Origin of the sequence: Streptomyces mauvecolor, from assembly GCF_039532965.1 — a bacterium.
In the GTDB taxonomy this organism is placed as follows: domain Bacteria; phylum Actinomycetota; class Actinomycetes; order Streptomycetales; family Streptomycetaceae; genus Streptomyces; species Streptomyces violascens.
In genome coordinates this window covers 25,799-51,056 of record NZ_BAAASQ010000013.1, presented here as the reverse complement: position 1 = coordinate 51,056, position 25,258 = coordinate 25,799, and the positions used below count along the sequence as shown (strand labels likewise).

Genomic DNA, 25,258 nt, shown 5'->3' with positions numbered 1-25,258 from the left:
ATTGCCTGGCTACGGTTGCGTAACCTACGGCAACGTAAGTATGGCAGTGCCGTGGCCGGGGACAAGAGCCCGTGACGGCGGGGCGGAACGGGACACCTATCCTGTGTCTCGTCGGACAGCGCGGTCCGCAAGCCTCCAGAACCCTCCAGACGTGCTCAAACACTGCAAGGAGCCGCACCTGTGAGCAGTGCCGACCAGACCCCCTCCGCCAGCCACGAGCTGCGCGCCGACATCCGCCGACTGGGTGACCTCCTGGGCGAGACCCTCGTCCGACAGGAGGGCCCCGAGCTCCTGGAGCTCGTCGAGCGGGTCCGCGCGCTGACCCGGAGCGACGGCGAAGCCGCCGCCGAACTCCTCGGCGGCACCGAAGTCGAGACCGCCGCCAAGCTGGTGCGCGCGTTCTCCACCTATTTCCACCTCGCGAACGTCACCGAGCAGGTCCACCGCGGCCGTGAGCTGCGTGCCCACCGTGCCGCCGAGGGCAGCCTCCTCGCCCGTACCGCCGACATGCTCAAGGACGGCGACCCCGAGCACGTCCGCGAGAGCGTCAAGAACCTCAACGTGCGGCCGGTCTTCACCGCCCACCCCACCGAGGCCGCCCGCCGCTCCGTCCTGAACAAGCTGCGCCGCATCGCCGAGCTCCTCGAAACCCCGGTCATCGACTCCGACCGGCGCCGCCACGACCTGCGCCTGGCCGAGAACATCGACCTGATCTGGCAGACCGACGAGCTCCGCGTCGTACGCCCCGAACCGGCCGACGAGGCCCGCAACGCCATCTACTACCTCGACGAGCTCCACGCCGGCGCCGTCGGGGACGTACTGGAGGACCTCGCGGCCGAACTGGAGCGCGTCGGCGTCGAGCTGCCCCCGGGCACCCGGCCGCTCACCTTCGGCACCTGGATCGGCGGCGACCGCGACGGCAACCCCAACGTGACCCCCAAGGTCACCTGGGACGTGCTGATCCTCCAGCACGAGCACGGCATCAACGACGCGCTCGAAATGATCGACTTCCTGCGGGGGCTGCTCTCCAACTCCATCCGCTACGCCGGAGCCACCGAAGAGCTGCTCTCCTCCCTCCAGGCCGACCTCGAAGCCCTCCCCGAGATCAGCCCCCGCTACAAGCGCCTCAACGCCGAGGAGCCCTACCGGCTCAAGGCCACCGCGATCCGCCAGAAGCTCGTCCACACCAAGGACCGGCTCGCCAAGGGCACCCCGCACCAGCCGGGCCGCGACTACCTCGGCACCGCCGAGCTCATCGCCGACCTCACCCTCATCCAGACCTCCCTGCGCGACCACCGCGGCGCCCTGTTCGCCGACGGCCGCATGGACCGTACGATCCGCACGCTCGCCGCGTTCGGCCTCCAGCTCGCCACCATGGACGTACGCGAACACGCGGACGCCCACCACCACGCGCTCGGCCAGCTCTTCGACCGGCTCGGCGAGGAGTCCTGGCGCTACGCCGACATGCCGCGCGACTACCGGCAGAAGCTCCTCGCCAAGGAGCTGAGGTCCCGGCGCCCGCTCGCGCCCACTCCCGCTCCGCTGGACGCGGCGGGGGCCAAGACCCTCGGGGTGTTCGGGACGATCTCCGAAGCCTTCGAGCGGTTCGGGCCCGAGGTCATCGAGTCGTACATCATCTCGATGTGCCAGGGCGCCGACGACGTCTTCGCCGCCGCCGTCCTCGCCCGCGAGGCCGGCCTGCTCGACCTGCACGGCGGCTGGGCCAAGATCGGCATCGTGCCGCTCCTGGAGACCACGGACGAGCTGCGCGCGGCCGACGTCATCCTCGACGAGATGCTGGCCGACCCGTCCTACCGCCGCCTCGTCTCGCTGCGCGGCGACGTCCAGGAGGTCATGCTCGGCTACTCGGACTCCTCCAAGTTCGGCGGCATCACCACCTCCCAGTGGGAGATCCACCGCGCCCAGCGCCGGCTGCGCGACGTCGCGCACCGGTACGGGGTGCGGCTGCGCCTCTTCCACGGCCGCGGCGGCACCGTCGGCCGCGGCGGCGGCCCCTCGCACGACGCCATCCTCGCCCAGCCCTGGGGCACCCTGGAGGGCGAGATCAAGGTGACCGAGCAGGGCGAGGTCATCTCCGACAAGTACCTCATCCCGTCCCTGGCCAGGGAGAACCTCGAACTCACGGTGGCGGCCACCCTCCAGGCGTCCGCCCTGCACACCGCGCCCCGCCAGTCCGACGAGGCGCTCGCGCGCTGGGACGCGGCCATGGACACGGTGTCCGACGCGGCGCACTCCGCGTACCGCAAGCTGGTCGAGGACCCGGACCTGCCGGCCTACTTCTTCGCCTCCACCCCCGTCGACCAGCTCGCCGAGCTGCACCTCGGCTCGCGGCCCTCGCGCCGGCCCGACTCGGGTGCGGGCCTCGACGGCCTGCGCGCGATCCCGTGGGTCTTCGGCTGGACCCAGTCCCGGCAGATCGTGCCCGGCTGGTACGGCGTCGGCTCGGGCCTCAAGGCGCTGCGCGAGGCCGGGCTCGACACGGTGCTCGACGAGATGAGCGAGCAGTGGCACTTCTTCCGCAACTTCCTCTCCAACGTGGAGATGACGCTCGCGAAGACGGACCTCAGGATCGCCCGGCACTACGTCGACACGCTCGTGCCGGACGAGCTGAAGCACGTGTTCGCGGCGATCGAGGCGGAGCACGAGCTGACGGTGCGGGAGGTTCTGCGGATCACCGGGGGTGAGGAACTGCTCGGCGCGAACCCGGTGCTGCAGCAGACCTTCGCGATCCGGGACGCGTATCTGGACCCGATCTCCTACCTCCAGGTCGCCCTGCTGGCCCGCCAGCGGTCTGCCGCCGAGCGGGGCGAGCCCGCTGATCCGCTGCTGTCCCGTGCCCTTCTCCTCACGGTGAACGGTGTGGCGGCCGGTCTGCGCAACACGGGCTGATTTCTCCCCACCCCGCCCCTTCCCACAACCCTCCGGGGGCTGGGAAGGGGCGGTGGCCGTTCCTGGGGCTCCGCCCCAGACCCCGGAGGCCCGCGATCGCCCGACGCCCCAGGGGGCATGCCCGCATGAGCCCGCCGCCAAGGACAACCCAGCCAGGGGCGCGGGGAACTACGCGAACGACGTTCACTCGCCGCGGGGGCGGGGGCAGTGCCCCCGGAGTTACAGGGTGATGAATGCTGCCACCATCGCCGCCGCGCCCAGCAACCCCGCCACCCACCCCGTCCGCGGCATCCGCAACCCCCCGCCGATCACCAGGGCCGCAAGCAGCAGCGCCCCCGCCAGGGGGAGCCAGGCGTACAGGAGGCCCGCTGCCCCGCTGCGTACCGCCTGCGTCGTGCCCGGTTTCACGACCACCGGTATCCGGGCGCCCCGGCGGACCGCCACCGACTCGGCGATCGTCATGCCGGGGTGCGCCGACGAGCCCGCCGAGGGCCGGTAGGGGCCGGTGCACACGTCGTCCGCGCACCTCGTCACCGTCAGCGTGCCGTGGTCGCGGCCCTTCGCCAGGACCACGTGCTGGGCGGTGCCCCACGACGACCAGAACCCGGCGACCAGGAGCAGCGCGGCGACCAGGGCCATCGCGGCCCGCCGCACGTACAGCAGGAAGGTACGGCTCCGTTTCGTCATGGGGCGCGATCCTGGCGGGTGACGATACGTTCGGTCAACCTCTCCCCAGAGAGGCGGCGGTGCTTCGCCGCCCTTGTCAGGAGTTGTACGTCGACTGGGCTCGTTCCAGGCCCTCGATGACCAAGGCCTCCGCCGCGTCCGCCGCGCGGTCCACGAAGTAACCCAGCTCCTTGCGCTCCGTCGAGGAGAAGTCCTTCAGGACGAAGTCCGCCACCTGCATCCGCCCCGGCGGCCGCCCGATCCCGAACCGCACCCGGTGATAGTCCGCCCCCAGCGACTTCGTGATCGACTTCAGGCCGTTGTGCCCGTTGTCCCCGCCGCCCAGCTTCAGCCGCAGCACCCCGTAATCGATGTCCAACTCGTCATGAATCGCAACGATGTTGGCCACCGGAACCTTGTAGAAGTCGCGCAGCGCCGTCACCGGGCCACCCGAAAGATTCATGTACGACAGCGGCTTCGCCAGTACCACCCGGCGGTTCAGCGGACCCGGCGGACCGATCCGCCCCTCCACCACCTGCGCCCGCGCCTTGTGCGCCTTGAACCTGCCCCCCATCCGCTCGGCGAGCAGATCGACGGTCATGAACCCGACGTTGTGCCGGTTCGCCGCGTACTCCGGACCCGGATTGCCCAGGCCCACGATCAGCCAGGGTGCGTTCGCGTCGTCGGTCGTCATGGGGGCTGCTTCTCCTCACGTACACAGAGCAAGAAAAAAACGGGGCGGCGGGCCATTGTGGCCCGCCGCCCCGTCGGAGTCCGTGCCCGGCACGGAACTCAGGCAGAGCGTGCGGCTCAGGCCTCGGCGCCCTCGGCGGCCTCGGTCTCGGCGGCCGGCTCCTCGGCCTGCGCGGCCAGGATCTGGATGACGACGGCCTCGGGGTCGGTGGCCAGGGTGGTGCCGGCCGGGAGCTTGATGTCCTTGGCGTGGATGGCCGCGCCGGCCTCAAGGCCCTCGATGGAGACCGAGACGGAGGTCGGGATGTGGGTGGCCTCGGCCTCGACGGAGAGCGTGTTCAGCACGTTCTCGACCAGGAAGCTGCCCGGGGCCAGGTCGCCCTCGGTCTCCACCGCGACCTCGACCGTGACCTTCTCGCCCTTCTTGACGAGCAGCAGGTCGACGTGGACCAGGAAGCCCTTGATGGCGTCGCGCTGGACGGCCTTCGGGATGGCGAGCTCGGTCTTGCCGTCGATGTCCAGGGACAGCAGGACGTTCGGCGTACGCAGCGCGAGCAGCAGGTCGTGGCCCGGCAGGGTCACGTGGACCGGCTCGGTGCCGTGACCGTAGATGACACCGGGAACCTTGTTCGCACGGCGGATGCTGCGGGCGGCGCCCTTGCCGAAGCTGGTACGGACGTCGGCGGCGAGCTTGACCTCGGACATGTGCACTCCTCGTAGAAGGTGAACCAGAAATTGGCGGTCACCCGGCCACGACTGGCCTGCTACGAAGAGCGCGTCGATAACGGACCGCCGTACCTCAGGTACGGCCTCCCTCGCCGAGCAACTTCCCCAGACTACCCGGCCACCCCCCACCCGCCCAATTGGATCAGACCCCGCTGCCCGGCTATCAGATCGCGCTTCATAGCCGTTCGCCTATTCTTGCTGTTCATGGACCTGCTGCTGCACCTCAGGTACTTCCGCACCGTCGCCGAAGAAGAGCACTTCGGCCGCGCCGCCGAACGCCTGCGCGTCGCACAGCCCTCCCTCTCCCAGCGCATCCAGCGCCTCGAACGCGAACTCGGCGTCCGCCTCCTCGACCGCGGACGCACCGGCGCCACCCTCACCCCCGCCGGACGCCTCGTCCTCGCCGAGGCCGACACCCTCCTCGACGCCGCCGACCGCCTGCGCACCCTCGTCGGCCGCGTCCAAGGAGGCGCCGCCGGCACCCTGCGCGCCGCCGTCCCGCCCCAGCTCGGCGGCGCCACCGTCGCCGCCCTCCTCACCGCCTACCGCGAACGCAGCCCCGGCGGCGAACTCGACCTCCGCGAACTCGACACCGCCGACCAGACCGCCGAACTCACCGCGGGCACCCTCGACGCCGGCATCGTCCGCCACCCCTGCCCCGCAACCGGCCTCGGCTTCGGCCCCCAGCTCCACCAGCCCCTCGGCGCCCTCCTCGCCGACCAGGACCCCCTCGCCGCCCACCCCGAGATCGACGTACGCGAACTCGACGGCCGCGAACTCGTCCTCTTCCCCCGCGCCGGCGCCCCCGCCCTCCACGACGAAACCCTCACCGCCTGCGCCCGCCACGGCTGCACCCCCAGCGCCGTCCGCGAAGTCGCCGGCATCGAATTCACCCGCGCCCTCATCCTGTCCGGCACCCACGTCGTCGCCCTCCTGCCCCGGCCGGCCCCCGAACCCGGCACCACCTGGCGCCCCCTGCGCGCCAACCCCCTCACCTGGCGCACCTCCACCGCCTGGCCCGCCGGACGCGACGGCCCCGCCGTCCGCCTCTTCACCGAAGCCGCCCACGACGTCCTGCGCGACACCGCGGGCCTCATCCCCACCGCCCCCCAGCGGCGCCTCTTCCCCCGCCCCGCATCGGAGTTCCCGCTGTGAACACCCCCGTACGCAGCCGCATCACCGCCGCCTTCACCGACGCCGGCACCACCGGATCCCTCTGCGCCACCGACATCGACACCGGCGCCGCCATCACCCTGGGCGCCGACACCCCCGTCTCCACCGCCAGCGTCCACAAGCTGTGCCTCGTCGCCACCCTCTACCGCGAAGCCTCAGCCGGACGCATCGACCCCACCACCCCCCTCGACATCCCCGCGGGCGGGCGCGCCCCCGGCCCCACCGGGCTCGCCGTCATGCGCGACGCGGCCCGCCTCTCCCTGCGCGACCTGGCCTCCCTCGCCATCGCCGTCAGCGACAACGCCGCCGCCGACCTCCTCTGGGACCACATCGGCCTCGACACCGTCAACGCCACCATGAACGCCCTCGGACTGACCCGCACCATCGCCGTCCACAACCAGGCCGGCCTCTACGCCACGATGGTCACCGACACCGGCCGCAGCGGCCCCGCAGCCCTCGTCGACCCCGCCGCCGTCGCCCGCCTCACCGTCCTCGACCCCACCCGCACCAACCGCTCCACCCCCCGCGACATGGCCGCCCTGCTCACCGCCATCTGGCGCGACGAAGTCTGCGAAGGACCCTGGGGCGACGAACTCCGCGCCGTCCTCGGCGTCCAGGCCTGGAGCCACCGCCTCGCCTCCGGCTTCCCCTTCGACGACGTACGCGTCAGCGGAAAAACCGGCACCCTGCCCACGCTCCGCCACGAAGCCGGCGTCGTCGAATACCCCGACGGGGGGCGCTACGCCGTCGCCGTCTTCACCCGCGCCGCCTCCACCGCCGCCACCCTGCCCGCCGCCGACGCCGCCATCGGACGCGCCGCCAGAATCGCCGTCGACGCGCTGCGGGCCACCGGCCCCCGGGCATGAAGAAGGGCCGCGCCCGACATCGGACGCGGCCCCAACTCCCTACAGCTACAAGCTAGTTCTCCTCGAAGAGACTCGTCACCGAGCCGTCCTCGAAGACCTCGCGCACCGCGCGGGCGATCGACGGAGCGATCGACAGCACCGTGATCTTGTCGAGCTCCAGATCCGACGGATCCGGCAGCGTGTTCGTGAACACGAACTCGCTCACCTTGGAGTTCTTCAGACGGTCCGCGGCAGGCCCCGACAGGATGCCGTGCGTCGCCGTCACGATGACGTCCTCCGCACCGTGCGCGAACAGCGCGTCCGCAGCGGCGCAGATCGTGCCACCCGTGTCGATCATGTCGTCCACCAGGACGCAGACCCGGCCCTTGACGTCACCGACGACCTCGTGGACGGTCACCGTGTTCGCGACGTCCTTGTCACGGCGCTTGTGCACGATGGCCAGCGGCGCGTCCAGACGGTCGCACCAGCGGTCGGCGACCCGTACGCGGCCCGCGTCCGGAGACACGATCGTCAGCTTAGAGCGGTCGACCTTCGCACCCACGTAGTCCGCCAGCACCGGCAGCGCGGTCAGGTGGTCCACCGGGCCGTCGAAGAAGCCCTGGATCTGGTCCGTGTGCAGGTCGACGGTGAGAATGCGGTCCGCACCCGCCGTCTTCAGCAGATCGGCCACCAGACGCGCCGAGATCGGCTCGCGGCCCTTGTGCTTCTTGTCCTGACGGGCATAGCCGTAGGACGGAATGATCACGGTGATGGATCGCGCCGACGCCCGCTTCAGGGCGTCGATCATGATCAGCTGCTCCATGATCCACTTATTGATCGGAGCCGTGTGGCTCTGGATCAGGAAGCAGTCCGCACCACGCGCCGACTCCTGGAAACGAACGTAGATCTCACCGTTCGCGAAGTCGAAGGCCTTCGTCGGCACGAGGCCCACACCCAACTGGTGCGCAACCTCCTCGGCCAGCTCGGGGTGGGCGCGGCCGGAGAAGAGCATCAGCTTCTTCTCGCCGGTCGTCTTGATCCCGGTCACAGCACAGTCTCCTCAGACGTGTTCGATGCCGCCGAACCCACCGCGGTCCCTGTCGCGGCGAGCCGGCCGAATATGTGCACCTGTCGCATCTATCACGGTACGCCGTGAAAGACGCACCCGAATCCGGTCAGTTCTCCCCGCCCGACTGCTCGGCCGCAGCCTGAGCAGCCTGCGCGGCAGCACTTCCCGGACGCTTGCGCTCCACCCAACCCTCGATATTCCGCTGCTGGCCACGGGCGACAGCCAGCGAACCCGGCGGCACATCCTTCGTGATCACCGAACCCGCAGCGGTGTAAGCACCGTCCCCCACTGTGACAGGAGCAACAAACATGTTGTCCGAACCCGTCTTGCAGTGTGAGCCGATCGTCGTGTGGTGCTTGGCCTCACCGTCGTAATTCACAAACACACTGGCCGCGCCGATGTTCGTGAACTCACCGATCGTCGCGTCCCCCACATACGACAGATGCGGAACCTTCGTCCCCTCACCGATCGTCGCGTTCTTCGTCTCGACGTACGTACCGATCTTGGCCTTCACACCAAGCCGCGTACCCGGCCGCAGATAGGCGTACGGGCCCACCGTCGCCCCCTCGCCCACCTCCGAGTCGTACGACACCGCATTGTCGACCCGGGCACCCCGGCCCACGACCGTGTTCGTCAGACGCGAATTGGGGCCCACCTCGGCACCCGACGACAGATGCGTCGAACCCAGCAGCTGAGTACCGGGAAGCACCACGGCATCCTGCTCGAACGTCACCTGGACATCGACGAACGTCGTCGCCGGATCCACCACCGTCACACCGGCCAGCATCGCCCGCTCAAGCAGCCGGTCATTCAGCAAACGACGCGCCTCGGCCAACTGCACCCGATTGTTGATCCCCAGAATCTCCCGGAAATCCCCCGCCAACGACGCACCGACCCGATGCCCCGCCTCACGCAGAATTCCCAGCACATCAGTCAGGTACTCCTCACCCTGACTGTTGTCCGTCCGCACCTTGCCCAACGCATCCGCCAGCAAAGCGCCGTCGAACGCGAACACACCGGAATTGATCTCGCGGATCGCGCGCTGCGCCTCGGTCGCGTCCTTGTGCTCGACGATCGCGGTCACCGCACCCGAGACGTTGTCCCGCACGATGCGGCCGTAGCCGGTGGAGTCGGCGACCTCGGCGGTCAGCACGGTGACCGCGTTGCGGTCCGTCTCGTGCGTACGGGTCAGCTCCGCCAGCGTCGCGCCGGTCAGCAGCGGGGTGTCGCCGCACACCACGACGACCGTGCCCTCGATGGTCTGGCCCAGCTCCTCCAGCGCCATCCGGACGGCGTGGCCGGTGCCGTTCTGCTCGTACTGGACCGCGGTGCGCACGTCGACGTCGATGGCGCCGAGGTGGGCGGACACCTGCTCGCGGGCGTGGCCCACGACCACGACGAGGTGCTCGGGCTCCAGCTCACGAGCGGCCGCCACGACATGGCCGACGAGCGAGCGCCCGCAGATCTCGTGCAGAACCTTGGGAGTGGCCGACTTCATGCGGGTGCCCTCACCCGCGGCGAGGACGACGACGGCGGCCGGGCGGGTTGCGCTCACGGAGGTGCCCTTCGGCTTCGGGGGGTGGACACCCGAAGGATACCGGGGGGTTTCGCGGATGAAATCGGGGTGGGGGCGGGGGAAAACGCGGCGGGTCCTGACTGGTGCAGTCAGGACCCAACCCGCTGGGCTCCCGGGGGAGGACTCGAACCCCCATGAGGAGAACCAAAATCTCCCGTCTTGCCCTTAGACGACCCGGGATTACCGCTATGTCCGATTTTGTTGATCGGGCGCGGATGCAGCCCCTACTATGCCGCACCTGGGGGCGTTGGCGCGACGTCGTCTTGTGACGTCGCCCAAGCTGCCATCCCGCGCCACCAGCCCTCGACTTGGCGATACAGCCGTGCGCTGCCGGTGACTGAGACGCGCAGGCAGCCGCGGTACCCCTGGCCGCGGTTGAGGCGGGTGGAGGTGTGTCGCTTGATGCTCGGCTTGAGGAACGCGTCTTCCGGCACGCCGGTGATCCCGGACCAGAAGCGGGTCAGTTCGTCCACGTCGGAGGAGGCGTGTACGTGCAGGGTGCAGCGCAGCCTGTGGGCTTCGACGCCCAGGAGGCCGAGCCATCGCACGTAGAGCCGGATCATGTGCGGGTCGCTATTGATGAACGTCAGGCATTCCCGGCGTGCGTAGGCCTTGTCCTTAGTGCCCTCTGCCCAGTACAGCGCGGCGCCGACCAGGAGGAGCTCGCGGTCGCTGAGGTCGCCTATCTCCCGTGTGGCCCCTTCCGTAAGGCTTGCCCGTTCGGCATCCCGCTCATGGCGAAAGGCCGTGTGCGCCGCGTCCAGGCGCTGCATCCGCTCGACGTGCGTCCACCGTGGTGCCGGCTTCGGGAGGTCACGGACCCAGGCGGAGATGGAGCTCTTGGAGACCTGTAGCTGCTCCTGGATCTCTGCGTACGTCAAGCCCTGCTGCCGCAGTTCCCTGGCCCTGAGCCTCTTCCCGTCCTTGGCGTTGGGGCGCTTGGTCCACTCGGGCGGCGGCTCGCCCTCCAGCAGCCGGGTGAGTAGGGCTTCGCTGCGGACGAACAGGCGGTCGCGGATCTGGCGGCGGCTGAGGCCCTCTCGGCGCAGGGCGAGGGCCTGCTCGCGCAGGCCCTCGAAGTCGGCGTATTTGCCGGGTGTGGTCGATGTCATACGGACACGCTCGTCCGGAATGCGGATGTCCGCTCGAATATCCGGTCGATTCACTGCATCGGGGGATGATCACCGATTTCTGGCGTGTTCGATGCGATTTCGTGCTGCGTATGCCGACGGAAAAACGTTCGCGCCCGCCCGTAGTCTGGGAGCTATGACCGCAACGGGGGCTTACCAGGAAGCCACGGGGTTGACCTCCCGTGGCTGGTGGTGGTGGGAACGCAGGCGCAGCGCGGTGCTGGATGTGCTGCTCGGGTTGATCTCCGCGCTGGAGTGTGCGCTGGAGGGTGTGGGCTTCGCGGGGGACGCGGGGTTGCCCGTGCCGGCCGGGGTGTTGCTCGGCCTTGTCGCGGGGGCGTCGTTGGTGCTGCGGCGCCGGTGGCCGATCGCCGTGGTGCTGGTGTCGGTGGCGGTGACGCCGGCCAGCATGGGTTTCGTTCTGAGCGTGGTGGGTCTTTACACGCTGGCCGCGTCGGACGTGCCGCGCCGGATCACGGCGGCCCTGGCGGGGATGTCGGTGGCGGGGACGTTCATCGTCACGTTCGTACGGATGCATCAGAGCGTGGAGCGGGGTGATTACGACCCGGGGCGCTGGTATGTGCCGCTGCTCTCGGTGGTGATGTCGCTCGGGATCGCGGGGCCGCCGCTGCTGTACGGACTGTATATAGGGGCGCGGCGGCGGTTGATGGAGTCGTTGCGGGAGCGGGCGGATTCGCTGGAGCGGGAGTTGTCGCTGCTCGCGGACCGGGCCGAGGAGCGGGCGGAGTGGGCGCGTACGGAGGAGCGGACGCGGATCGCCCGGGAGATGCATGACGTGGTGGCGCACCGGGTGTCGTTGATGGTGGTGCACGCGGCGGCGTTGCAGGCGGTGGCTCGTAAGGATCCGGAGAAGGCGGTCAAGAACGCGGCGCTGGTCGGTGACATGGGCCGGCAGGCGTTGACGGAGTTGCGGGAGATGCTCGGGGTGTTGCGGGCCGCCGATCAGCAGCCGGTGGCGGTGCGGGTGGATCCGGTGCCGTTGGTGGCGGTGGGGGTGGCTGCGGCGGTGGCTGCCGCGGCTGCGGAGGAGGGGCCCTGTCTGGCGGACATCGAGGCTCTGGTGGGGCAGTCCCGGGAGGCCGGGATGGTGGTGGAGCTGATGGTGCAGGGGGAGGCGCGCGGGTATGACGCGCTGGTGGAGCAGACGGCGTACCGGGTGATCCAGGAGGCGCTGACCAATGTGCACAAGCATGCGGCGGGCGCGAAGGTGATGGTGCGGCTCGCCCGTCGGGAGGCCGAGGTGGCGATGCAGGTGGAGAACGGTCCTGCGGACGGGGTCACGGCGGACGCGGGGCTGCCGTCCGGCGGCAATGGGCTGGTGGGGATGCGGGAGCGGGTGACGGCGCTGGGCGGGGTGTTTGTGTCGGGGGCGACGGATGCGGGTGGGTTCCGGGTGTCGGCGGTGCTGCCGGACCGGGCTCCGGTGGTGTCGTAGCGTCCCTGGGGCTCCGCCCCAGACCCCGGGGGTGTCCACCCTGCCTCTGGGGGCTCCGCCCCCAGACCCCCGTTCGCGCCTTGAGGGCGCTCGTCCTCAAACTCCCCCAAGGCCTCAAGGGCCAGGGGGACCCCCATGACGGGCTGGGTGTGCCTGTCCCCAGACGCTGCCAGGGGCGCGGGGAACTGCGCAAGCGCTGCGTACGGCTCGGTCCTGGCGGGCGGGGTCCGGGTCAGCCCGAGGTCAGGCGGATGGGCTGGGTGCCGGTGATCAGGGTGTTCAGGGCGGCGTCGATGTCGGGGCCGAGGTACCAGTCGCCGGTGTGGTCCAGGGCGTAGACGCGGCCCCCCGTGTCGATGGCGAGTACGGCCTGCTGGTCGCCTTCTTCGCCGAGGGGGGCGATGTCGGTTTCGAGGGCGCGGCCGAGGTCGGCGAGGGTGCGGGCGAGGTGGAGCCCGGCCAGCGGGTCGAAGCGCAGGGCCGCGGGGGCGTTGCGGCGGCCGGGGCCGGGGGCGGTGAGGGTGAGGCCGCCGAATTCGGCCCAGGCTTCGACGGCGGCGGGGAAGACGGTGTGGCGGTGTCCGGCGGGCGAGGTGTGGCCGCGCAGGACGTCGGCCCAGGCTTCGGCCTGGCGGATGTCCCAGCGGCCGGGCTGCCAGCCGGCGGTGCGCAGGGCGGCGTCGACGGGGACGGGGAAGCGGGTGGTGGAGATGTCCGGCATCGGCCGCGGCCTTTCCGTGAGGTCGGGGTGTGGGGTCGGCTCAGGGTTCGACGCTGCGGACGCCGAAGTGGTCGAGCAGGGCGGTGCAGGAGCGGCAGGGGGGTGCGTAGCTGCCGTGGAGGGGGTCGCCGTCCTCGCGTATGCGGCGGGCGGTGAGTTTGGCGTGCTTGAGGGCGCGGCGGGCCTCGCCGTGGGTGAGGGGTTTGCGCTGGGCGCGTTTGGAGCGTCCTGCTTCGACGGCGGTCAGGTGTCTGGAGAGCAGGATCGCTTCGGGGCAGCGGCCGGTGAAGCGTTCGCGCTGGCCGCTGGTGAGGGTGTCGAGGTAGTCCTGTACGAGGGTGTGCAGGATCGGTGGCTGTTCGCCTTTGCCTGCGGTGCAGGTGAGGGTTTCGCCGCGTACGGACAGGGCAGCGGCGATGGCGGGGAGGATGCCGTCGCGGCGGTGGCGGAGTAAGGGTGCGGCGGTGGTGGTCGTGGCGCTCCACCCCAGGCGTGGGTCGCCCGGTGTCTTATTTATCGCGCTTGTTGCCGATGTTTCGCCTGGTGCGGTGTGCATGGTGCTGTGTTCCCCTCCCACTGGCCGCGGCTTCAGCCGCACGTGTCAGCGCCCCCGAGTTGCGGGGACAGCCTGCCAAATGCGCGTACTGGTACGGAAGCTGGGGCGTGATAAGCCGCGCGTCGCGGGCGCAGGGTGATGCGGGTGTGACGGTTGGTGACCGATATGCGGGGTCGGGACCCGGTATTGCCTCACCGCATAGTCTGGTCCTCACCAGCCAGACGCAGAGCACGCAGCAGGGGGCAACCGCCATGACGACAGGTCGGCTCGGGCAGCATGCCGCGCCACCGAACGCGGCCTATGCCGGGCAGGTCGTGCAGTTCCCGGATCCGGTCCGGGCCTCCCGGCATCCCAGAGGGGTGCGGGTGGACGAGAACGGCTTCCCGGTTTTCTCGGCGTACGCCCGTGCGGCGGCGGAGATCGCGGATCCGCCCGAGGGTTTCGGGGTGGACGAGCTCCGGCTGACCGACTACGTGTCGGCGAACGCGGCGCTGGCCGCGGCGGGCCACGAGCTGTGGGACACGATCGCTCCGGTGGCGACGCCGCACGGCTGGACGTGGCATCACGTGCCGGGCGGCCGCCGCCTCGAACTGGTGCCGGTCGAGGTGAAGGCGCTGCTGCGGCATTACGGCGGTCTCGCGACGGCGCAGGTCGAGCACGGCAAGCGGGGTACGCGGCCGTTGCAGGAGACGCGGCCCGCGCATTTCGGTCTGCCGAAGGGCTCGGTGTCGGTGACGGAGTCCCAGCTCCTCGGTGTCGAGGAGGATTTGGGGTACCGGCTGCCGGGTGCCTACCGGTCGTTCCTGAAGGCGGCGGGGGGTTGTGCTCCGGTGGGCGCGGCGCTCGACGCCGAGCTGGGGCTCCTGGTGGACCAGCCGTTCTTCACGGTGCGGGACGAGGCCGCGGTCAATGACCTGGTGTACATCAACAAGTGTCTGCGGGATCACCTCACCAAGGACTATCTGGGCGTCGCGTTCGTCCAGGGCGGGATTCTCGCGGTGAAGGTGAAGGGTTCGGCGGTCGGTTCGGTGTGGTTCTGCGCGTACGACGACGCGCGGGACCGGGACGGGCTGAGCGTGCAGGAGCGGGTGGAGCAGTTGCTGCTGCCCTGCGGGGACGATTTCGATGCGTTCCTGGCGCGGCTCGCGGGCAATCCGCCGGAGCTGGAGACCGTGGCGAACCTGATGGTGGACGGCGGCTTCGCGCGCGCCGTCGAGACGACCTCGGTAGGGGAGTGAGCCGGCCGATGGTGACTTTCGCTCAGGCGCAGGAGCGCGCGGAAGAGTGGATCAACGGCGATGTGCCCGCGTATCAGCACCGTGAGGTGCGGGTGCGGGAGTTCGAGCTGGGCTTCGTGGTGTGGGCCGAGGACCGTGAGAACGGTCCTTCGGGCGGTGGCGGCGCGCAGCGCCTGGTGATCGCCCGGGACAGCGGCGAGGCGTCGCTGTGGCCGGCGCTGCCGGTGGGTGAGGTGATCCGCCGGTACGAGGAGGAGTACGGGGTGCCCGAGGACGCGCCGCCCGCGCCGGAGCCCCCGGCGCGGATCGATCTGAACCAGACGTCGTTCCTGCTGAGCCCGCCGGAGTGGCTGCAGGAGGCGGCGGACAAGCTGGGGATCCCGGACCGGCGGGGCGAGAGCTCCGCGTCGGGCGGGTCGCAGGATTCCGGTGCGGCGCAGGGTGCCGGCGCGTCTCACGGCGCTCCCGTCCCCGCTCCGGCCGCCCCCGAGCCTTCCGCGCCCGCGTGGCCGGCGCCCGCCGCCGCGCAGGGCGGCCCGGCTTCCGGGACTCCGGCCGGGGGTACGCCCTGGGCGGGGACGGACACCAACGCGGGTTCGGACGACGGTTCGGTGCCGCTGCCCGCGACGGTGTTCGCGCCCTCCCTTTCCGGTACGGACGGTGAGGACGCGGCGGCGCCGAGGGTGCTGCCCGAGGCGAAGACGGCGCTGATGGCGGGGGGCAGTCAGCTTCCGCCGACGGCGCTTGCGCCGGCGCTCGACCCGCAGGCCGCGCCGCCGGGGTCGACGCCGGCGCCGGTCGCGCCCGTCCGGCCCGCCGGTCCCGCCGCCTCTTCGGGGGCCGGGGACATCGCGGACGCCGCCACCAGCAAGGCAGTTGGTCCGCCGCCGGGTGCGCGCGGTGCGCGGGGCGGGGTGTCGACGACTCCGCCGCCGCCCGGTGCGCCGGGTACTCCGGGTGCCCGTCCGGGCCCGTCGGCCCCGCCGCCCGCGCCGGGTTCGACGCCGCCGGGTGCGCCCGCCGGCGGTTACCTGCCGACGCAGCTGGTCTCGCAGCTCGGCCCCGAGGGGGCGCAGCCGCCCGGCCCGCCGACGCCGCCGCCCGCGCAGGGCGGTGTGCACCAGGCCGCCACGATGTTCGCCGACCCGAGCCGGATGGGCCCGCCCAGCCAGGGTGGCCAGGGTGCTCCGATGCCTCCGGGCCCGCCCGGTGCTCCGGGCGCCCCGGTGCCGCCCGGTCCGCCCGGAGCCCCTGGTGGTCCCGGCGCCCCGGTGCCGCCCGGTCCGCCCGGCGGGGTGCACTATGCCGCGACGATGTTCGCCGACCCGAGCCAGATGGGCCCCGGCGGTCCCGCCGGCCCTGGTGGCCCGGGTGCCCCGATGCCTCCCGGTCCTCCTGGCGCGCCCGGTGCTCCGATGCCGCCCGGTCCCCCCGGCGCCCCGCAGCCGCCCGCGGTTCCGGGTGCGCCCGGTGCTCCCGGTGGTGGTGTGCACCAGGCGGCGACGATGCTGGCGGGCCCTGCGCAGATGGGTCCCGGCGGCCAGGGTGGTCCGGGTGCGCCGATGCCGCCCGGCCCGCCCGGCATGCCGCCGGGCGGTCCCGTGCCGCAGGCGCCGCCCGCGTACGGCTATCCGCAGCAGCCCCCGGCGGGGCTGCCGACGGTCGGCCCGGGGTATCAGGCGGTGCTGCGCTACCGCGCGCCCGACGGTTCCGAGCAGCAGCTCATCCGCCGTTCGGCGCCGGGCATCCCGCACCCCGAGTGGCAGATCTTCCATGAGCTGCGGGCGATGAACGTGCCGGCCGACCATGTCCTGGAGCTGCACACGGAGCTGGAGTCGTGCGAGCTGCCGGGTGGTTACTGTGCGCGGATGATCCGCGAGCAGTGGCCGCAGGTGCGGATCACGCATGTGGCTCCGTACGGCAAGGACCACGGCTCGCGCCGGCAGGGTGTGCAGCATCTGCTCACCCACCAGGGCGAGTTGGCGCAGGTCGCGGACGGTCCGGCCAGGCCGCAGCCGGTGCGGGCGCCCATGGGGGCGGTGCAGCCGGTGCCGCCGCTGCCGCCGGAGGGTGTGGCGCACGAGCTGGCGGGCGCGTTCGGTCCGCAGGGCGTGTTCCGCTTCGACCAGCGCGCGGTGTCGCGTCAGGGTGTGCCGGAGGTCGTGGCGGTCACGCTGGTGTGGGCGGGTCTGCCGGTGGACTTCGGGCCGTTCTTCTGGGCGCAGGCCGTGCCCGGGCAGCCGGTGCCGACGCTGGCGGAGCTCGCGCAGCAGCGTGGCGTGCAGCCGGCCGCGGACGCGGGTTCGTACCTGGTGATGGGCTCGGACTTCGGGCGGGCGATCTGTGTCCAGTACGGGACCGCGAACATCGTGGCGGTGCCGGTGGAGGCGGGATCTCCGACGGGAGGGCACAGCCAGTCGGTGCCGCCGCAGTTCGTGAATTCGGGGCTGCCCGAGTTCGTACGCTCGCTGGCGCTGCTCGGCCGGATGTGGCGGCTGCGGTTCGGGCTCAACCCCGAGCAGGCGGGCCGCTGGACGGTCGACTTCCAGGCGCAGCTCGCCGCCCTGGACCCGGCGGCGCTCGCATCGCCGGAGAGCTGGTGGTCGGTGCTCCTGGAGCAGATGTGGGACGGGCTGCTCTGACCGCTGCCTTTTGCCGTTCCGAGGCGCTCACCGTGCGGGTCGCGGTGGGCGCCTCTGGCATGTGCCACCTGGGGGATTCCGGCTTCTGACGCCAATTGGCGCATCCTTGAGCAGGCGATGTGGGCGGAGTGTCGCGTTATGACCGCTTCGCTTCGATCGGTCAGGATGCGATCGGTCAGGGTGAGTGAGCGCCGGCCAGCCAGGACGGGCACGCCGGGCCGCCCGTGGGTGCCAAGGAGAGGCTTCAGGATGAGCGCAGCATCGATGTCACCACCGCCGCGGCCGACGGTGGAGCCGTTCGGTTTCGGCTGGGGCCGTGGCTACCGTCCCGATCAGGTCGACCGCACGCTGGCCCTGATCTCCCAGGAGCGGGACGCGGCCTGGGAGCGGGCGGCCCGGCTCACGGTGCTCGCCAAGGAGATGTCCGCCCAGGCGGCCGCCCTCGGCGAGCAGGCCGCGGCGCTGGGCCCGCAGACGTACGACGCGCTCGGCGGGCGCGCCGGGGTGCTGTTCGCGCTGACCGTCGAGGAGGCGGACGCCATGCGGGCAGCCGCCGAGGAGGCGGCGGCCGAGACGGCGCGGGCCGCCGAGGAGGCGGGCCGGGCGATCCGGGACGCGGCGCGGGCGCACAGCGAGGAGGTGCTCGCGGCGGCCGAGGCACAGGTGCAGCAGACGCTGCTCGCGGCCCGTACCGAGGCGGACGAGATGCGGCTCGCGGCCCGCACCGAGGCCAAGGAGCAGCGCGAGGAGGCGGCCGGCTCCCTCGACGAGATGCGCCGGCGCTGCGAGGCGTTCCTGGCCGGGCAGGAACAGCAGCGGACCGAGGCGTTCGAGGCCGGCGAGCGTGAACAGGCCGTGCGGGCTGCCGAGTTGGACACCAGCGTCGCCGAGCTGACGGCGGCCGCGGAGGAGTGTCTGGAGGAGGCGCGGCGCGCGTTCGCCGGGGCCGAGGAGGAGGCGCGCCGCGCTCAGGAGGACGCGGAGGGGCGGGCGGCCGAGCTGCTGGCCGGGGCGCGGGCCGCCGCGGAGCGGATCGCCGCGGAGTCGGAGCGGCTGCTGCGTGAGCACGCCGAGTCCCGTGAGCAGGTGCAGGCGCACATGGCGCACGTACGCAACAGCCTGGCGACGTTGACGGGCCGGCCGGCGGAGGAGGACTCGCCGGACAACTCCCCTTCCGAGCAGGGGAGTTAGGGGGTTTCCTCTTGGCTCTTGCTGTGCTCGGCGAGGACCGGGAAGCGGCGCGGGGCCAGGAGGAGCAGGACGAGCAGGGACAGGACGGCGGCGATCGCGGCGCCGATGTAGACGTGGCCGACCGCGCCGGCCACGGCCCGGCGCAGGTAGTCGGCGGCGTCGGCGGTCAGGGCCGCCGGGTGCTGCAGGGCGTGCGACACGGAGTCGAGGTCGCCGGGCAGGCCCGGCATCGGGGCGTGGGCGAGGCGTGTTGCGAGGGTGGCGTTGGCGATGGCGCCGAACAGGGCGGCGCCGACCGACTGGCCGACCTGGCGGCAGAACAGGACGGACGCGGTCGTGGTGCCGCGCTCGGCCCAGCCCACCGTCGACTGGACGCCGATGATCAGCGGGAGCTGGAACAGGCCGAGCGCGCCGCCGAGCAGCAGCATGAGCAGCGCGGGCTGCCAGGCCTGGCCGGGGAAGGGCAGCAGCGGGAAGGCGGCGAGGATCAGCGCGGCGAGCGTGATGCCGGTGATGGCGCTGTTGCGGAAGCCGATGCGGGTGTAGACGCGGCTGGAGAGCGCGGCCGACAGGGGCCAGCTCAGCGTCATCACGGACAGGACGAATCCGGCGGCGGTGGGGTTGAGGCCGAGGACGGACTGGGCGTACGTGGGCAGGAACACGGTCGGGGCGACCATGAGCAGGCCGAGTCCGCCGAGCGCGAGGTTGACCGCGGCGATGGTGCGCCGGCGCCACACCCAGCCGGGTATGACGGGTTCGGCGGCCCGGCGCTCCACGTACACGGTGAGGGCCGCGAGTGCGGCGCTGCCCGCGAGCAGGGCGAGTGAGGGCGCGGAGAGCCAGGGCCAGGCGACGCCGCCCTGGACGAGCGCGGTGAGCAGCAGGGCGCCGGTGGCGAAGACGCACAGCGCGCCGGCCCAGTCGATGCGGGGCCGGGTGGCGGGCTTCGGGCGGGCGGGTTCGGTGAAGTGCCGGACGACGAGATACAGGGCGACCGCGCCGACCGGCACGTTGATGAGGAAGATCCAGCGCCAGTCCGCGTACGTGGCGAGGAGGCCGCCGAGGGCGGGGCCGGCGACCGCGGAGACCGCCCACACGGTGGACAACTTGGCCTGGATCTTGGGGCGTTCCTTGAGCGGGTACAGGTCGGCGGCGATCGTCTGGACGGTGCCCTGGAGGGCGCCGCCGCCCAGGCCCTGCACGATGCGGAAGGCGATGAGCGCGGCCATGTTCCAGGCGAACGCGCAGAGCACGGAGCCGGTGAGGAAGACGATGACGCCGGCGATGAGGACGGGCTTGCGACCGAAGGTGTCGGAGAGCTTGCCGTAGACGGGCAGGGTGACGGTCACGGCGAGCAGATAGCCGGAGAACAGCCAGGAGAAGACGGCGAATCCGCCGAGGTCGCCGACGATCTGGGGGACGGCGGTCGAGACGATGGTGCCGTCGAGGGCGGCGAGGGCCATGCCCATCATGAGGGCCGCGACGACCGGGCCGCGCCCGCGTGCGGGGGCCGCGTCCGGTGTCGCGCGGGGTATCGCGGCTTCGGTGCCGGGTGCTTCGTCGGAGACGCTCACCGAGATCCCTTCACTGTGCATGCATCTGGGGGACTCACCTTCTCACCCGGGCCTGGAGTCGCGGCAGGGGTGGAGGCGCCCCTGAGACGCGCTCCGCCCACGGGTGGAGACCCCTAAGGGGCGGGCCCTACTTGGGGGCAGGGGGTGTTCGTCCCGGCGGAGGAGGTGGCGGCATCCCATCGGTCCTTACCGTGGTCTTACGTCGAGGAGCGCGGCCGGAGTGGGGAAAGCCCCACCTCAAGACTGCGCCTGGCACCAGGGCGCGGGGTCCCTGCCGTGCCGGACACTCGACGCGTACGTCGGCGACTGGCTGAAATCGACCTAGGAGAATTACCGTGACAACGGCTGTGACCATTCCCAGGCACGGGGACACTGGAGGGCGTACGGCGGTCGCGGCCCGGGCGCGGCAGGTCGTGAAGGCGTACGGATCGGGTGAGACCCGGGTGGTGGCCCTCGACCATGTCGATGTCGACATAGCCCGCGGCCAGTTCACCGCGATCATGGGTCCTTCGGGTTCCGGCAAGTCCACGCTGATGCACTGCCTGGCGGGGCTCGACACGGTGACCGGCGGCCAGATCTACCTGGACGAGACCGAGATCACCGGGCTCAAGGACAAGAAGCTGACCCAGCTGCGCCGGGACCGGATCGGGTTCATCTTCCAGGCGTTCAACCTGCTGCCGACGCTGAACGCGCTGGAGAACATCACGCTGCCGATGGACATCGCGGGCCGCAAGCCGGACGCGAAGTGGCTGGAGCGCGTGGTGGAGACGGTGGGTCTTGCGGGCAGGCTCAAGCACCGCCCGACGCAGCTCTCCGGCGGCCAGCAGCAACGTGTCGCCGTGGCACGGGCGCTGGCGGCCCGGCCGGAGATCATCTTCGGTGACGAGCCGACCGGAAACCTGGACTCCCGGGCGGGCGCCGAGGTGCTTGGCTTCCTGCGCCAGTCGGTCGACGAGCTGGGCCAGACCATCGTGATGGTCACCCACGACCCGGTGGCCGCCTCCTACGCGGACCGGGTGCTCTACCTCGCCGACGGCCGCATCGTGGACGAGATGTTCCGCCCCACCGCGGACGCCGTCCTCGACAGGATGAAGGACTTCGACGCGCGGGGGCGGACCTCGTGAGCGTGCTCAAGACCTCGATGCGCAACTTCCTCGCGCACAAGGGACGGATGGCGCTCTCCGCCGTCGCGGTCCTGCTCTCGGTGGCGTTCGTGTGCGGCACGCTCGTCTTCACCGACACCATGAACACCACCTTCGACAAGCTGTTCGCGGCGACCTCCTCGGACGTCACCGTCAGCCCCAGGTCGGCCTCCGCCGACGGCGCCCCCTCCCAGACCGGCAAGCCCGACGCGCTGCCCGCCTCCCTGATCCAGCGGGTCGAGAAGGTGCCCGGCGTGGGCAGGGCCGAGGGCGGCGTCGGCAGCACCAGCGTCACGGTCGTCAACGCCAAGAACGAGAACATGGGCTCCTCCACCGGCGCCCCGACCATCGCCGGCAACTGGACCGACAACGACCTCAAGGCGATGGAGATCACCTCCGGGCACGCCCCGCGCGGGCCGACCGAGATGATGGTCGACGCCGACACCGCCGACAAGCACCACCTCAAGATCGGCGACTCGCTGCGCACCATCGCCGTCACCGGCGACTTCACCGCCAGGATCACCGGCATCGCCACCTTCAAGGTGACCAACCCGGGCGCGGCCATCGTCTACTTCGACACCGCGACCGCCCAGAAGGAACTCCTGGGCGCCACCGGCCAGTTCACCCAGATCAACGTCACCGCCGCGAGCGGCGTGAGCGACACCCAGCTCAAGCAGAACGTGGCGGCCGCGCTCGGCTCGGGCCCGTACAAGCTCCAGACCGCGAAGGAGGCCGCGGACGAGAGCCGGGACAGCGTCGGCTCGTTCCTCGACGTGATGAAGTACGCGATGCTCGGCTTCGCCGGGATCGCCTTCCTCGTCGGCATCTTCCTGATCATCAACACGTTCTCGATGCTGGTCGCCCAGCGCACCCGCGAGATCGGCCTGATGCGCGCCATCGGCTCCAGCCGCAAGCAGGTCAACCGCTCGGTGCTCCTGGAGGCGCTGCTGCTCGGCGTGTTCGGCTCGATCCTCGGGGTGGGCGCGGGCGTCGGTCTCGCGGTCGGCCTGATGAAGCTGATGGGCTCCATCGGGATGGAGCTGTCCACCGCCGACCTCACCGTCAGGTGGACGACGCCCGTGACCGGCCTGGTCCTCGGTGTCGTGGTGACCGTCGTCGCGGCCTACGTCCCGGCCCGGCGCGCCGGGAAGATCTCGCCGATGGCCGCGCTGCGCGACGCCGGCACCCCGGCCGACGGCAAGGCCGGTGTCGTGAGGGCCGTCATCGGCCTGGTTCTGACCGGCGCGGGCACCGTCGCCCTGTTCGCCGCCGCCAACGCCTCGAAGGCGGCGGCCGGTTCGGGCCTGCTCGGCCTCGGTGTCGTCCTCACCCTGATCGGCTTCGTCGTCGTCGGCCCGCTGCTCGCGGGCGGTGTGGTGCGGGTGATCAGCGCCCTGGTGCTGCGGATGTTCGGCCCCGTGGGGCGGATGGCCGAGCGCAACGCACTGCGCAACCCGCGGCGTACGGGGGCGACCGGCGCGGCCCTCATGATCGGCCTCGCCCTGGTGGCGTGCCTCTCGGTGGTCGGCTCCTCGATGGTCGCCTCGGCCACCAGCGAGCTCGACAAGTCGGTCGGCGCGGACTTCATCGTCTCCTCCGGCACCGGCCAGCCGATCGTGCCGCAGGCCGCCGACGCCCTGAGGAAGACCCCGGGGATCGCGCACGTCACCAACTACAAGTCGGTCGACGCCAAGCTGACGGCCCCCGACGGCAAGGCGCAGAACGACCAGGTCACCGCCGCCGACCCCACCTATCAGGAGGACCTGCGGCGCAAGGTCGTCAGCGGCGACCTGGCGGCGGCGTACGGCCCGGACGCCATGTCGGTCGGCGACGCCTACGCCAAGGAACACGGCATCAAGGTCGGCGACACGATGACCGTCGCCTTCAAGGGCGGCGCCACCGCGAAGCTGAAGGTCGCGGCGGTCACCTCGGACGACACCAACGTCGACAAGGGCGCGATGTACACCAACATCACGACCGTCGCGAAGTACCTGCCGGCCGACAGGATGCCCAAGAACATCCTGATGTTCGCCAAGGCGGACGACGGCAGGGCGAAGGACGCCTACGCCTCCCTGAAGGACGCGCTGAAGCCGTATCCCCAGTACAAGGTGCAGAACCAGGCCGACTTCAAGCAGACCCTGAAGGACCAGATCGGCCAGCTCCTGAACATCGTGTACGGCCTCCTCGCCCTCGCGATCATCGTGGCGGTGCTCGGCGTGGTGAACACGCTGGCCCTGTCGGTGGTGGAGCGGACCCGGGAGATCGGCCTGATGCGGGCGATCGGCCTCTCGCGCCGGCAGCTGCGCCGGATGATCCGCCTGGAGTCGGTGGTGATCGCTCTGTTCGGCGCGCTGCTCGGCCTCGGGCTCGGCATGGGCTGGGGCACGACCGCGCAGAAGCTGCTCGCCCTGGAGGGCATGGGCGTCCTGGACATCCCGTGGCCGACCATCATCACGGTGTTCGTGGCCTCGGCCTTCGTGGGCCTGTTCGCGGCGCTGATCCCGGCGTTCAGGGCGGGCCGGATGAACGTCCTGAACGCGATCGCGACGGACTGACTCCGCTCATTCCAGGCGTAGTCGGAGCAGTACGTACCCCTCTGCCACCCCGGTGACCGTGTAGACGGCGCCGGGGTGCAGTGCTGTGGCGTACTGGACGGGGTCGCCCGCCCAGCCGTCGGAGTTGTCGAGCGCGATGTAGTCCGGGGTGACGGGGCGGGCGGCGCCGACCCAGAAGACCCGGCAGCGGGAGGTGAGCCGGGCGACCGGCCCGATGTTCGCCTCGACGGTCGCCCCGTCCGGAATCCGCCCCAACAGCCGCTCACGGTCCTCGACTTGGGGGCTCCTGCGGTACGTGGCCGGGTCGGTCAGTGCGGCCAGCGGCAGCGAGGGGGTGAGGGCGAGGGCGGCCGTGGCCGCGCAGAACGGCAGGTTGACCGCGTACGAGCGCAGCCAGGGGCGGGAGCTGTGCTTCGCGGTGGCCACCGCGTCGGCGAGCGCGAGCGCGAGGACCGGCATCAGGACCGCGCTGTAATGCCAGTCCACCGACCAGTAGTGGTCGTCCGAGGACAGGAACCGCCAGCCGAGGGTGGGCAGCGCGGCGAGCAGCAGCGGGGAGCGCAGGGCGAGAAGCCCGGTGGTGGGCAGCAGGGTCCACAGGAGGGTCCGGGCCTTGACGTCCCAGCCGGCCAGCGGGCCCGGGCCGCCCATCTTGCCCCAATAGGCGTACGTGCCCGAGGAGTTGAAGGCGGGTATGACGACGGTCAGGGTGACCAGGGCGGCCACCGCCCCGAACGCGGCCACGGCGACGGCGTACCGCACGGCGCGGGGCGATGCGCGGCGGGCGCGGAGCGCGACGACGGCGGCGAGTGCGGCCGTCGTCAGGCCGAGGTCCTCCTTCACGAGGACGAGCGGCAGCGCGTACAGGAGGGCCGCCCGCCACCGGCCGCGCAGTACGGCCTCCAGGCTGAAAGCGATCAGCGGGACGGCGAAGCAGATCTCGTGGAAGTCGAAGTCGGCGGCCCGCTGCATCCCCCACGAGAGCCCGAACGCGACTCCGACCGCGAGCCCGGGCCCCCGCCCGAGCAGCCGGGCCGAGGCGCGGGTCACCGGGACCGCGGCCAGCGCGAACAGGGCGGACTGGGCGACGAGCAGGGTGACGGGCGTGGGGAACAGGCGGTAGGCGGGGGCGAGCAGCGCGGTCACCGGACTGAAGTGATCCCCGAGGATGTCGGCGCCGGGCCCCTTGAGATCGGCGACGGGCGCCTGGAAGTGGGCGTAGGCGCGTACGACTTGCTCGAAGATCCCGAGATCCCAGGAGAGGGTCTCCATCCGTCGGTAGCGCAGGACGCCGAGGGTCGCGTAGGCGAGGAAGAGGGTGGCGGCGAGGAGGTGGGGGTCGGCGGCGGGGGGCGGGGGTATTCGCCGCGGGGGCTTGTCTTGATTCTGATAGTT

Annotated in this window: 19 protein-coding genes and 1 tRNA gene; 9 read left to right on the top strand and 11 right to left on the bottom strand. The window is 71.5% G+C overall.

The genetic code is table 11. The annotated features are described in order from the left end of the window. Positions 1 to 180 precede the first annotated feature (180 nt). Positions 181 to 2,910: a phosphoenolpyruvate carboxylase gene (gene ppc, locus ABD346_RS19350; RefSeq protein ID WP_344376343.1), complete on the top strand. Its 2,730-nt coding sequence runs from the start codon at positions 181 to 183 to the stop codon at positions 2,908 to 2,910. Between the two features lie 219 nt (positions 2,911 to 3,129). On the opposite strand, the gene ABD346_RS19345 is transcribed toward ppc, so the two are convergent. The 3 genes from ABD346_RS19345 to ABD346_RS19335 all read right to left on the bottom strand — a co-directional run bounded on the left by ABD346_RS19345 (position 3,130) and on the right by ABD346_RS19335 (position 4,974). Continuing rightward, positions 3,130 to 3,597 carry a hypothetical protein gene (locus ABD346_RS19345; protein WP_344376342.1) on the bottom strand — a complete coding sequence of 156 codons (468 nt, stop codon included), beginning with the start codon at positions 3,595 to 3,597 and terminating at the stop codon, positions 3,130 to 3,132. 76 nt (positions 3,598 to 3,673) lie between these two features. Continuing rightward, a complete protein-coding gene (gene pth / locus ABD346_RS19340) occupies positions 3,674 to 4,270 on the bottom strand; it encodes an aminoacyl-tRNA hydrolase (protein WP_189961526.1) in 597 nt (198 codons plus the stop codon). A gap of 116 nt (positions 4,271 to 4,386) precedes the next feature. After that, positions 4,387 to 4,974 (bottom strand): 50S ribosomal protein L25/general stress protein Ctc, encoded by a 588-nt coding sequence (locus ABD346_RS19335; protein ID WP_344376341.1) that lies wholly within the window; start codon positions 4,972 to 4,974, stop codon positions 4,387 to 4,389. Positions 4,975 to 5,199: 225 nt separating this feature from the next. On the opposite strand from ABD346_RS19335, the gene ABD346_RS19330 reads away from it, so the two are divergent. Together ABD346_RS19330 and ABD346_RS19325 are read left to right on the top strand one after the other, a co-directional pair. Then, entirely contained in the window at positions 5,200 to 6,150 is a 951-nt protein-coding gene (locus ABD346_RS19330; protein ID WP_344376340.1) for a LysR family transcriptional regulator, read from the top strand. After that, positions 6,147 to 7,034, top strand: a complete 888-nt coding sequence (locus ABD346_RS19325) for a serine hydrolase (RefSeq protein WP_344376337.1) — start codon at positions 6,147 to 6,149, stop codon at positions 7,032 to 7,034. The genes ABD346_RS19330 and ABD346_RS19325 overlap by 4 nt, the downstream gene beginning before the upstream one ends. 52 nt (positions 7,035 to 7,086) lie before the next feature. Here ABD346_RS19325 and ABD346_RS19320 read toward each other — a convergent pair whose 3' ends face one another. The 4 genes from ABD346_RS19320 to ABD346_RS19305 all read right to left on the bottom strand — a co-directional run bounded on the left by ABD346_RS19320 (position 7,087) and on the right by ABD346_RS19305 (position 10,770). Further along, on the bottom strand, positions 7,087 to 8,061 hold the full coding sequence (locus ABD346_RS19320; protein WP_114039280.1) for a ribose-phosphate diphosphokinase: 975 nt from the start codon (positions 8,059 to 8,061) through the stop codon (positions 7,087 to 7,089). A gap of 127 nt (positions 8,062 to 8,188) precedes the next feature. Then, positions 8,189 to 9,637, bottom strand: a complete 1,449-nt coding sequence (glmU, locus tag ABD346_RS19315; protein ID WP_344376335.1) for a bifunctional UDP-N-acetylglucosamine diphosphorylase/glucosamine-1-phosphate N-acetyltransferase GlmU — start codon at positions 9,635 to 9,637, stop codon at positions 8,189 to 8,191. 130 nt (positions 9,638 to 9,767) lie between these two features. Beyond that, positions 9,768 to 9,838 (bottom strand) — tRNA-Gln (locus tag ABD346_RS19310). Positions 9,839 to 9,885: 47 nt separating this feature from the next. Beyond that, positions 9,886 to 10,770, bottom strand: coding sequence for a hypothetical protein (locus ABD346_RS19305; protein WP_344376334.1), 885 nt, complete (start codon positions 10,768 to 10,770; stop codon positions 9,886 to 9,888). Between the two features lie 154 nt (positions 10,771 to 10,924). Here ABD346_RS19305 and ABD346_RS19300 point away from each other — a divergent pair, with 154 nt between their 5' ends. After that, positions 10,925 to 12,244 (top strand): sensor histidine kinase, encoded by a 1,320-nt coding sequence (locus ABD346_RS19300; protein WP_344376333.1) that lies wholly within the window; start codon positions 10,925 to 10,927, stop codon positions 12,242 to 12,244. 232 nt (positions 12,245 to 12,476) lie between these two features. On the opposite strand, the gene ABD346_RS19295 is transcribed toward ABD346_RS19300, so the two are convergent. Both ABD346_RS19295 and ABD346_RS19290 read right to left on the bottom strand, forming a co-directional pair. Continuing rightward, complete coding sequence (locus tag ABD346_RS19295; RefSeq protein ID WP_344376332.1) at positions 12,477 to 12,965, bottom strand: SUKH-3 domain-containing protein; 489 nt, start codon at positions 12,963 to 12,965, stop codon at positions 12,477 to 12,479. Positions 12,966 to 13,005: 40 nt separating this feature from the next. Further along, positions 13,006 to 13,521: a YwqJ-related putative deaminase gene (locus ABD346_RS19290; protein WP_344376330.1), complete on the bottom strand. Its 516-nt coding sequence runs from the start codon at positions 13,519 to 13,521 to the stop codon at positions 13,006 to 13,008. Positions 13,522 to 13,772: 251 nt separating this feature from the next. On the opposite strand from ABD346_RS19290, the gene ABD346_RS19285 reads away from it, so the two are divergent. From ABD346_RS19285 to ABD346_RS19275, 3 genes are all read left to right on the top strand, one after another. After that, positions 13,773 to 14,759 carry an SMI1/KNR4 family protein gene (locus ABD346_RS19285; RefSeq protein WP_344376329.1) on the top strand — a complete coding sequence of 329 codons (987 nt, stop codon included), beginning with the start codon at positions 13,773 to 13,775 and terminating at the stop codon, positions 14,757 to 14,759. A gap of 8 nt (positions 14,760 to 14,767) precedes the next feature. Continuing rightward, on the top strand, positions 14,768 to 17,401 hold the full coding sequence (locus ABD346_RS19280) for an SUKH-4 family immunity protein (RefSeq protein ID WP_344376326.1): 2,634 nt from the start codon (positions 14,768 to 14,770) through the stop codon (positions 17,399 to 17,401). 249 nt (positions 17,402 to 17,650) lie between these two features. Next, positions 17,651 to 18,592, top strand: a complete 942-nt coding sequence (locus tag ABD346_RS19275; protein WP_344376325.1) for a cellulose-binding protein — start codon at positions 17,651 to 17,653, stop codon at positions 18,590 to 18,592. Here ABD346_RS19275 and ABD346_RS19270 read toward each other — a convergent pair. Then, positions 18,589 to 20,187: an MFS transporter gene (locus tag ABD346_RS19270; RefSeq protein WP_344376323.1), complete on the bottom strand. Its 1,599-nt coding sequence runs from the start codon at positions 20,185 to 20,187 to the stop codon at positions 18,589 to 18,591. The two genes, ABD346_RS19275 and ABD346_RS19270, sit on opposite strands and share 4 nt — an antisense overlap. Positions 20,188 to 20,501: 314 nt before the next feature. On the opposite strand from ABD346_RS19270, the gene ABD346_RS19265 reads away from it, so the two are divergent. Further along, on the top strand, positions 20,502 to 21,290 hold the full coding sequence (locus ABD346_RS19265; RefSeq protein WP_053725031.1) for an ABC transporter ATP-binding protein: 789 nt from the start codon (positions 20,502 to 20,504) through the stop codon (positions 21,288 to 21,290). Next, positions 21,287 to 23,863: an ABC transporter permease gene (locus ABD346_RS19260; RefSeq protein WP_344376321.1), complete on the top strand. Its 2,577-nt coding sequence runs from the start codon at positions 21,287 to 21,289 to the stop codon at positions 23,861 to 23,863. Before ABD346_RS19265 ends, ABD346_RS19260 begins: the two co-directional genes overlap by 4 nt. 6 nt (positions 23,864 to 23,869) lie before the next feature. On the opposite strand, the gene ABD346_RS19255 is transcribed toward ABD346_RS19260, so the two are convergent. Next, positions 23,870 to 25,225, bottom strand: a complete 1,356-nt coding sequence (locus ABD346_RS19255) for a DUF2079 domain-containing protein (protein WP_344376440.1) — start codon at positions 25,223 to 25,225, stop codon at positions 23,870 to 23,872. Between the last annotated feature and the right edge of the window lie 33 nt (positions 25,226 to 25,258).